The sequence below is a fragment of the Anaerosporobacter sp. genome (assembly GCF_965301125.1).
The window spans coordinates 1-7193 of sequence record NZ_CBDLAM010000186.1 but is presented as its reverse complement, the minus strand read 5'-3'; the positions used below and the strand labels follow the sequence as shown (position 1 = coordinate 7193).

Here is a 7193-nt window from a genome sequence, read left to right as displayed (position 1 = left end):
ATCTGGTCTGAAGTTGAAGAATACTACTGAATCTCCGCTCTTTATTTTAGCTTAGTGGTTTACATGGTTTTGAATTAAGTTTTGTTATAACGATTAGTGGGTTTTTAAATAATTAAATTATTTATATATGTCAATCCGTTATGGGGATTATACAATCTCAGATGAGCAACTAGATAAGATTCTTGCATATGAGAAGAATTTTTATGAATATTTAATGAATACATATGGAAAAATGAAGGTAAGACGCTGTCAATGGGAATTGGATATCACGTATAAGAAAGTATATAGTGGACTATAGTAGTGGTTGTAGAAAGGAAGATGATGTATGCCATTTATTAATTCGAAAGTGTCTGTTGCACTAACAGACAAACAAAAGGATGAATTAAAGACGGAATTAGGAAAAGCAATTTCCTTAATTCCAGGAAAAAGTGAAAGTTGGTTAATGCTTGGATTTGAAGACAATTACAGTTTGTATTTCAAAGGGCAACCATTTGAGAAGATCGCTTTCGTAGAAGTGAAGATCTTCGGTGGTGCAACTTCAGATGCTTATGATAAATTAACCGCAGCAATTTGCGATATATTCAACAAAGTGGTAGGAGTAGACAAGGACAAAATCTACGTTAAATATGAAGAAGTTAGCCACTGGGGATATAACGGTTTTAATTTCTAAATATATAAGATAATAAAGTGCTGTTGCTAAAGAACAACTTTTGTACGCTGTTTGCCATTTTTTGAACATATATGTATGTTCACACATGGTACACAGCTACAAAAAGTTGTTTTTTTGGTTTTAATTTCTTAGTTTAGTTACTCAATTGGTATTTTTATTATTACATTTAATTTATAGGTTTTATTGAATGATGGTATAAATTATAAAAAAGGTTTCTTATTTAGAAGTATTTTTTCGTAGAATAAGCCCATAATAAACCATAATGGTGCATAGTCAAATCGAATAACGCCTTTAAAATTGAATTTTGCTTTGCTGTAATCCCAAGGACAGGCTTTGTGCTTTTTTAGTAATTTTCCTGTACAAAATTCCGTAATGAAGATACAGACTGTGTAAATCCCTCCTCGTATGAACATGTTTGTATTCTTCAATAGCTTGCAAACTGGTGTTAGAAAAGCAGCAGCACCATAGATTGGGAACATCCATATGGATGTGTGACAAGTTAATTTAGGGTCCCTATGTGAACGAATGGAACCAAGTCCTGTAGAGAAACATTCGAAGCACCAACCCAATAGGCCACATGTTATGAAATTAGTTAGAAGATTTTTTTTCATAGTACTATTATTTGAAATTGAGTTGATAATATTCTAAAATGCTCAAGGTGATTACATCCATTATTGGTTTGCTCTGTGAAAAGGTAGTAATACCAATAGCATTATGCTATAATCATTAGGTGTTTAGGTTAATTATGGAACAAATAATAAGCATGGGGTGATACCTATGCTTTCATTGTGATTATATCACAGAAAGGATATATGCATTTTAAAATGCATAGGTAGATAGATGGATAGAGCAGTTGTTAAGTTAAAAAAAGGCGAAGGTAGGACAATCAAAGCTGGTGGTATGTGGATTTTTGATAATGAAATTGATACAATTACTGGCGATTTTGAGAATGGAGATTTGGTGTACGTACATGATTTTGATGAGTATTTCATGGGTACAGGCTTTATTAATACGAATTCTAAGATTAGAGTTCGTCTTCTTTCAAGAAAGAAAGGACAAGAAATCGATAATGATTTCATTACAATGCGTGTGAAGAATGCATGGGATTATCGTAAAAAAACAGTTGATACAAGCAGTTGTCGTGTGGTTTTTGGCGAGGCAGATTTTTTACCAGGTATTGTTATTGATAAATTTTCAGATGTTTTAGTTGTTCAATCTCTAGCATTAGGGATTGATCGCTTCAAAAAACAAATTGTAGATGATTTAATTGCATGCATGAAAGAGGATGGAATAACAATACGTGGAGTATACGAGCGAAGCGATGCTAAAGTCCGTACCAATGAAGGTATGGAGAGGATTAAGGGATTTATCGGAGAACCATTTGATACGAAAGTTGAAATTGTAGAAAATGGAGTTAGATATATAGTAGATGTTGAAGAAGGACAAAAAACAGGATTCTTCCTAGATCAGAAAAACAATCGTAAAGCAATTCAAAAATTGTGTAAGGGAGCAAAAGTTCTTGATTGTTTCACTCATACAGGATCATTTGCCTTGAATGCGGGAATTGCTGGAGCAGCTAGTGTGCTTGGTGTAGATGCATCGGAACTTGGATGCAAACAAGCAACAGAGAATGCGCAGTTGAATGGATTACAGGATACAGTAAAATTCCAATGCGCAGATGTATTCGAATTATTACCAGAATTAGAGGAAAAAGGTGAGAAGTTCGACGTTGTAATACTGGATCCACCTGCATTCACAAAATCAAGAAATTCTGTGAAGAATGCAGTAAAAGGATACCGAGAAATCAATCTTCGTGCAATGAAGTTGATTAAAGATGGAGGCTACCTTGCAACTTGCTCTTGTTCTCACTTTATGACACCTGAATTATTTACGGAGACGATTGGACAAGCTGCTAGAAATGTCCACAAACGCCTTCGCCAAGTAGAATATAGAACACAAGCACCAGATCATCCAATCTTATGGGCAGCAGATGAATCATACTATCTAAAATTCTATATTTTCCAGGTATGTGATGAAAAGTAATGTTAGAAAAGAGGAATACAAATGAATTTTAATGCAGCAATGGAATATATAGATGAGGTAGGTAAGTTCGGTAGCAAACTTGGTCTTGAATCACTAACAGAATTGCTAAATCGTCTTGGTAATCCTCAAGATAAATTACAATTTGTGCATATAGCTGGTACCAATGGTAAGGGGTCTACCGCCGCATATATAGCTAATATCATGGCTATGAATGGATACAAAATAGGAAGATATATATCGCCAACTATTAGAGAGTATTGTGAACGAATACAGATTACTTATAAATCGAATCCTTCCAAAGTTGAAACAACATATATAGAGAAAGAAGCTGTTGCAAGACATATCACATATATTGCCGATGTGTGTGATGAAATGGTTTTAGATGGGAATCCACATCCAACTCCTTTTGAGATTGAGACAGCTATGTCGTTCCTTGAATTCGTAGAACGAGGGATAGATTTAGTTGTACTAGAAGTTGGTATGGGTGGAAGATTAGATGCAACCAATGTAATTAAGAATACACAGGTAGCAGTACTTACATCAATCAGTATGGACCATATGGAGTTTCTAGGGGACTCCTTAGCAAAGATTGCATATGAGAAAGCTGGAATAATAAAAGAAGGTTGTAAGGTTGTTTCTTATCAGCAACAACCAGAGGCAATGGAAGTTATAGAATCGGTATGTAAGGATAAGGACATAGAGTTAGTAACTACGAATTTTGATGATATAGAGAATATCGATTATAGTATTGGTGAAACAATATTTGATTTTTCAGTAGATGAGAATACTGCTAAGAATCATACAGTGCTAAATAAGCTTAAGATTCATCTGTTAGGTAAGATGCAAGTTAAGAATGCAGCTGTAGCAATCAATACCGTATTTATGTTAAAGCAGATGGGATATACTGTAACAGAGGAAAGTATTTATGAGGGTGTCGCTTTAACAAGATGGAATGGACGATTTGAAAAGATTTATGATAAACCTACTATAATTCTTGATGGAGCACATAATGAAGATGCCGCATATGCACTGAAAGAATCTATGGAACTTTATTTCCCAGATAGAAAATGCATCTATGTTATGGGTGTACTTGCAGACAAGGAATACGAGAAGGTGCTAGCCATAACATCAGAGAAAGCAAAGGCGATTTATACGATTACACCTGATAATGTAAGAGGTTTGGATGCACAGTCACTTGCAGAATGTGCACGAAAATACTGTAATCATGTAAAGGCAACGAATTCCGTTAAGGAAGCATTGCAATTAGCGATAGAAGAGTCAGAAAACGATAGAGAAGAGACACCAATTATAATATTTGGTTCCCTTTCTTTTCATAATGAAGTGTATTCTGTGTTAGAATAGACGATTAACTATTACCTTCATTAAGCCGATATAAAACTTGAAGGAACTTTTAGTCAAGGGCTTATAATAGGGATAGGTGAGGATATGTTTGTTAGTAACACAAAAAATGTATGGAATGTAGTTACACAGCAACAAAAGAAGTTAGTTGAGCAAGAGAAAAAAGAGAAACCTTCATTTCTTTTGGAATCACTTGTAGATAGGGAAGATGAACAAGAAAGAGTTTCTGCAAGGACTAAAAGCATACGAAACAAGCTTTTATTAGGAAAGAAACTAACGGCGTCGGATCTTGAATATTTGCGACAACATGATTCTATGCTATATCTGAAGGCAATCAAGATTGAGATGAGCCGTAAGATCATGAAACAGCAGATTAAGAATTGTAAGACAAAAGAAGAAGTACAAAGAGTAGTCTCTACCCATATGTCAGGGATAAGAGGCACGAAGGAAGATGTACAAATGGAACAGGCAGCAATAGCAGACGAAAGTTCCAAGGCTATGAAAGAAAAAAGGTACAAAGAATTACCTGCTACAGAAGAAAAACGGAAAGAGGAAGAAGAAAACTACAGTTCTACATATACAAGGAAGAAAAAACATCAGGAAGAGCAAAAGAATGGAAGAAGATTTAATTGTGATATTTAACACGTTACTTGCCAACAGTGGATTAATTGGTATATAATGATTATTAATGAATAGTTATAGGGTTCAATAAGATCAAGTATGGAGGTTCCAATGGTAGATTTACTGAAGAGTAGAGAAGACATAGACCGCATTGACAAGCAAATTATTTCCTTGTTTGAAGAACGTATGGAGATTGCGAAGAATGTTGCGGAGTATAAGATTAGTGTAGGCAAGAAAGTTTATGACAAACAACGTGAGGAAGAAAAATTAGAAACATTAGGTGCTTTAGCTAGTAATGAATTTAATAAGATTGCTGCAAAAGAGCTATTCTCACAGATTATGTCAATCAGTCGTAAATTACAATATACGTTGGTAAAATCAGAAAGTATTGCAAAATCCTTTGAGGCAATTGATAAATTACCGATTACAGCTGATACAAAGGTTGTATTCTTTGGACAGGAAGGTACGTATACGCAACAATGTATGGATGACTATTTTGGAACCGAAGTGGATAGCTTTAATGAATTGACATTCCGTAAAGTTATGGAAGCTGTGAAAGAAGGAAAAGCTGATTATGGAGTTTTACCAATTGAGAATTCTTCAACAGGTGGAATTTCGGACATCTATGACTTATTACTTGAATATGATAATTATATCGTAGGCGAACATGTGGTTAAGATTCAGAATGCATTATTAGGTCTAGAAGGTGCAACAATTGAGAATCTAAAAACAGTATATTCTCATCCACAGCCATTAATGCAATGTGCGAAGTTCTTAGAAGAGCATGATTATATTGAAAAGAAAGAATATCATAGTACAGCTGCAAGTGCAAAGAAAGTTGTTGAAGATGGAGATATTACACAAGCAGCAATTGGTAGTACTAAGGCAGCACAGTGTTATGGGTTAAAGATTTTGAAGGAATCTATTAATTTTGATGACACGAATTGTACAAGATTTATTGTTATCGCAAATCAGAAGATTTTTCTAAGAGATGCGAATAAGGTAAGTATTTGTTTTGAATTACCACATAAGAGCGGTACATTATATAATATGTTATCTCATTTTATTTATAATAATATAAATATGGTTAAGATTGAATCAAGACCTATCAATGGTAAGAATTTTGAGTATAGATTCTTTGTTGATGTGGAAGGAAATCTTCGCGATGCAGGAGTTATGAATGCTCTTAGAGGTATAAAAGAAGAGGCATCATCTGTTCGTGTATTGGGTAACATAAAAACAGAATAGTACAGATTGGAGAAAAACATATGATTAACGACGATTTTATTAATTTTACAATTGGAAAACAAAAACACATTGCATTAATTGCACATGATAGTAAGAAGGCAGAATTAGTGGATTGGGTTCAGCAACATAAAGAGGAATTAGAGAAACATATCTTGTGTGGTACAGGAACAACAGCTCGTTTAATTGCTGATAAAACAAATCTTCCTGTTAAAGGATACAATAGCGGTCCACTTGGAGGTGATCAACAGATTGGCTCTAGAATCGTAGAAGGAAACATTGACTTTGTTGTATTCTTCTGGGATCCACTAGCTGCTCAACCACATGATCCAGATGTAAAAGCACTTCTTCGTATTGCAGTAGTATATGATATTCCAATTGCAAACAATCGCGCAACAGCCGATTTCATGCTTACTTCAACATTCATGAATACGGAATATGAAAGAAAAGTTGAGAATTTTAACAAGACAATGGCTGAGAGATTAGAGAGTTTTAAGCAGTAAATACTTTCAATGCAAAACTCAATGTATGATTTCAATGCTTCTTAGCTGACGTACTATGACACGAAACACGCTACACAGCTAAGTACTTCTAGGTGTGTACAGTGCAGATATCTAAATGATACGGAATCGCCTTCGATTCGGCATCCTGCCTCCCTAGTGCGATGACACAAAGGTATTATAAAGATAGTAATATCTACATCGCACGGCTGGCTCGGTATCCTTGCCTCGCCTTCCTAGGTTATATAGTACACACTAAGAAGTACTATAGTTGTTTCGCTATCGTTTCTTAGCCATAGTACGTCAGCTAAGAAGCGGGTTTACGTTATTAAGAGTTTTGCAGATTTACGTTGTTGATAATACTAGTAGATAATTTGGAATACATGGCTATAATTATTAATGCTTTGTAAAATCTTATTTGGATTTTACAAAGTATTTTTTATTGGATATAAATTTAAGTTAAGAGTATCTGGAAGTATTAGTGTTGGTATATAATAATTTCATTGTAAATAAAAAACATTTTCTTTTAGGAGGCTACAATTATGCATAAAAAAATATGCAAATTTGTATTATTGGTATACATAGTAATACTAACTTATTTTGTAATATTAAAATTATATTTGCCTAAAGAAGTTCTAATTAGTGCACGTGAACTTATATTAAAGAATAGATCAGCTGGGTATTATAATGTGAATATTATTCCATTTAAAACAATACGATCTCAAATTAATTCTACATTTGGAATTAACTATATT

Annotated in this window: 8 protein-coding genes; 7 read left to right on the top strand and 1 reads right to left on the bottom strand. The window is 34.0% G+C overall.

The features are described from left to right. The first annotated feature begins 325 nt into the window (after nucleotides 1-325). Nucleotides 326-670 carry a phenylpyruvate tautomerase MIF-related protein gene (locus ACW2QF_RS16090; RefSeq protein ID WP_455717028.1) on the top strand — a complete coding sequence of 115 codons (345 nt, stop codon included), beginning with the start codon at nucleotides 326-328 and terminating at the stop codon, nucleotides 668-670. Nucleotides 671-870: 200 nt separating this feature from the next. On the opposite strand, the gene ACW2QF_RS16085 is transcribed toward ACW2QF_RS16090, so the two are convergent. After that, a complete protein-coding gene (locus ACW2QF_RS16085) occupies nucleotides 871-1281 on the bottom strand; it encodes a putative ABC transporter permease (protein WP_455717027.1) in 411 nt (136 codons plus the stop codon). A gap of 229 nt (nucleotides 1282-1510) precedes the next feature. Between ACW2QF_RS16085 and ACW2QF_RS16080 the strand changes: the two genes are divergently transcribed. The 6 genes from ACW2QF_RS16080 to ACW2QF_RS16055 all read left to right on the top strand — a co-directional run. Then, a complete protein-coding gene (locus ACW2QF_RS16080) occupies nucleotides 1511-2713 on the top strand; it encodes a class I SAM-dependent rRNA methyltransferase (RefSeq protein WP_455717026.1) in 1203 nt (400 codons plus the stop codon). A 21-nt stretch (nucleotides 2714-2734) separates the two neighbouring features. Continuing rightward, complete coding sequence (locus ACW2QF_RS16075) at nucleotides 2735-4075, top strand: bifunctional folylpolyglutamate synthase/dihydrofolate synthase (RefSeq protein WP_455717025.1); 1341 nt, start codon at nucleotides 2735-2737, stop codon at nucleotides 4073-4075. A gap of 84 nt (nucleotides 4076-4159) precedes the next feature. Next, nucleotides 4160-4714 (top strand): hypothetical protein, encoded by a 555-nt coding sequence (locus ACW2QF_RS16070; protein WP_455717024.1) that lies wholly within the window; start codon nucleotides 4160-4162, stop codon nucleotides 4712-4714. 90 nt (nucleotides 4715-4804) lie between these two features. Further along, nucleotides 4805-5941, top strand: a complete 1137-nt coding sequence (locus ACW2QF_RS16065) for a bifunctional chorismate mutase/prephenate dehydratase (protein ID WP_455717023.1) — start codon at nucleotides 4805-4807, stop codon at nucleotides 5939-5941. Between the two features lie 20 nt (nucleotides 5942-5961). Beyond that, nucleotides 5962-6441 (top strand): methylglyoxal synthase, encoded by a 480-nt coding sequence (locus ACW2QF_RS16060; RefSeq protein ID WP_455717022.1) that lies wholly within the window; start codon nucleotides 5962-5964, stop codon nucleotides 6439-6441. Nucleotides 6442-6980: 539 nt separating this feature from the next. Further along, on the top strand, nucleotides 6981-7193 hold a 213-nt coding region (locus ACW2QF_RS16055; protein WP_455717021.1), incomplete at its 3' end, for a hypothetical protein.